The sequence below is a fragment of the Psychroserpens sp. genome, from assembly GCF_045105015.1.
Lineage (GTDB): Bacteria > Bacteroidota > Bacteroidia > Flavobacteriales > Flavobacteriaceae > Psychroserpens.
In genome coordinates this window covers 1-2759 of record NZ_JBGCCX010000091.1, presented here as the reverse complement: position 1 = coordinate 2759, position 2759 = coordinate 1, and the positions used below count along the sequence as shown (strand labels likewise).

Here is a 2759-nt window from a genome sequence, read left to right as displayed (position 1 = left end):
TAGAACCTTCTAAACCTACTCTTGAAGTATCTGATCACTTATGACAACTCCCACATTTTGTGTTAAAAGCGCACACACCACTACTACTTCCCGACCCATACAAACCCTCACAATCATTTCAAAAGGTATGTAAAGCATAGTCTTTCTCTAAAGGGGGTAATCCTATATATCTGTTTTTTAACTGATTTATATTTAGCTTTTTTATGCCACCACCCTCACCAGATACTGAAAAATAAAGGTTATCACTATTATCCGAGAAAATTCTTACTACTGCATTCGATTTATTTATATGTAGTTTCGTGGCTTTAACAACGTCAAAATCTGAATTTAAATCTAATCGAATACACCCTTTTTTTGTTCCAATAAATAGCAGATTTTGATGAGCAAATTTAAAGTCGGTAATATATATTTCTTCCCTAGGCAACTCAAAATTCAACCATTTGGTAGACTTGGTATTAATATTTAATCTTCCTATTCTTTGGTCGGCACGTATCCAAAGTTCATTTTGTATCACTACACATTTTCTTATATTAAAACCTTCATATAGAGTATAAATACTTGTTTCATCAAGTTTTAGAATACGCTGATTAGTTTCAACCAAAAAATTTCCATTAAAGAACAACCCGCTTCTTATGTATTCTTTTTTGTTTAATTTAACTTTAAAAATATGATGCTGTACTAAATTTTCATTTTCATCAAATTTTACGACTATAACCTCTCGACCAGTTGTGATATAAAGTTCTCCACTTTTACTTTCAGCGATATTTTGAATGATATCATATTCTACGCCTTTAAAAATAGAATCATAATAATTTTTAAATTTTCCAGTTGCTGGGTCAAAAACGTTAATCCCCGAATTGCGCATAGCAACCAAGATTTTTCCATTGTTACTTTCTAAAATCTTTCTTACACGATATCCTTTAAAGCCATCATTATTATCTAAATGATCTTTGTAGAACGAGAAATTTGTACCATCAAAAACGTTAACACCGTAAAAGGAACCCATCCAAATAAAACCATTAGAATCCTGAAATAAATCGGTTACATATTTATTTGTAGCTATTAAGTCTTTTTGTAAATCTTCAAATATCAGCCCCTCAACTTCAACATTATTATTCTGGCAATGCCCAAAACGAACAAAATTGAAAAGAAGTATTATGAAAAGACAAGTAAGGCGCAATGTATGCCGTAATTTAAGCAAATGAGACGTAAAGGTTGATAGTCTTAAAGATAGTTTTTTTTAAATAAAAATAAATATGATTTTAGAGTTTTTTTGTCAGTGTATAAATAACTCGGATTGCAGTAATAACCGCAATAGTAAAAGCACAGTGAAACAATAATCAAGAACTTTGGAACAATAGTAAAGAGGGGAATCATAAAGGAATCTTAACTTTGTTTTAAATCTTTAAATTATTAAGTCATGAAAACTCTAAAATCATATTTAACGTTCGTACTTTTTATTGCAATTCTTTCAATCTTATCCTGCAGTGATGATTCAGGGGAACCAACATTAGAGACGCCAGTTGCAGCATTCACAGTTTCTAATACTGCGATTGAGGTCGGTGAGAGCGTTCAATTTACCAGTACTTCAGAAGGTACAATAACATCTTATAATTGGGTCTTTGAGGGTGGAATTCCTGCAGCATCGTCAGAACCAAACCCAGAGGTTGTTTATAATACTCCGGGCGCTTACGATGTACAATTAACAGTTGCAAATAGTAATGGGTCTGATATAGAAATTGCTGATGAATATATAAGTGTTGACTGTACTGCTTGTTCTCAACAATGCCCAGAATTATGTACTGAACAACTAATAGAAGACCAAACTATTTCAGTAGGTGGAGTAGAAAGGGGTTATGATGTGTTTTTACCATCAGAGCATGATATTATGGAAGATTTACCTGTCATTATAAATTTACATGGTACAACAGGAACTAAATCACTTGAACGTTTTTTAACCGAGTTTGAACCTATTGCCGAAGAAAATAAAATAGTAATGGTTTTGCCGCAAGGCTCTGTATTACCTACATGTAATATAGGCTCTCAAACGCGTTGGAATGGAAACTTATTTGATACACCTGATGATATACAATTTATAAGTGATTTAATTGACCAAACTATTGAGGATTATAATGTAGATAGTGAACGTATATATGTAATGGGGCGTTCTAATGGCGGATTTATGGCTTATACTTTGGCCTGCGAATTAAGTGAGAAAATCGCAGCTGTTGCTTCTGTTGCAGGTGCGATGACTTATAACAATATGAATAACTTCTGTAATTCTGCACGAGTAGTTCCTGTTTTAGAAATCCACGGTACAGCAGACCAAGTAAATTCATATAATGGCTTTAATAATTGTGAAGGAAATTATGCAGGTGTAGATGATATTATTGATTTTTGGAGAAACAAAGCAGGATGCAGTTCTGAATTCGATGAGTTCCAATATCCAGATATTGATACTAGTGACAATTGTACTGCAAGACGATTAACTTATCAAGATTGCAACAATATGGTTCAGCTTATTATAATTGACAATGGCGGACATTCATACCCAGGAAGTAGTAGTTTTGAATCATATTATCAAGATTTTTCTAATATTTTATGGCCAATAAACTTTGATATTGAGGCGAGTCAAGAAATTTGGAGTTTCTTAAAAGATTTTAGTTTGTAATAATAAATATAGAATTTCTTAAAAGTATCTGACTGCTAATCAAGTAAATTAGATGCTTTTTTTATTACACCCAACGTGTTCGTGTATG

2 protein-coding genes are annotated in these 2759 nt (G+C 32.4%); one reads left to right on the top strand and one right to left on the bottom strand.

Annotated elements, in window-relative coordinates; genetic code table 11:
- Nucleotides 1-118 precede the first annotated feature (118 nt).
- Entirely contained in the window at nt 119-1180 is a 1062-nt protein-coding gene (locus tag AB8B90_RS06915) for a two-component regulator propeller domain-containing protein (RefSeq protein WP_405335065.1), read from the bottom strand.
- Nucleotides 1181-1420: 240 nt separating this feature from the next.
- Here AB8B90_RS06915 and AB8B90_RS06910 point away from each other — a divergent pair, with 240 nt between their 5' ends.
- Nucleotides 1421-2671, top strand: a complete 1251-nt coding sequence (locus AB8B90_RS06910) for a PKD domain-containing protein (RefSeq protein ID WP_405335063.1) — start codon at nt 1421-1423, stop codon at nt 2669-2671.
- Nucleotides 2672-2759: the final 88 nt, after the last annotated feature.

Bases quoted from the DNA above. Each gene is read 5' to 3' on its own strand.
- AB8B90_RS06910 (WP_405335063.1), top strand. From the start codon at position 1,421: ATGAAAACTCTAAAATCATATTTAACGTTCGTACTTTTTATTGCAATT.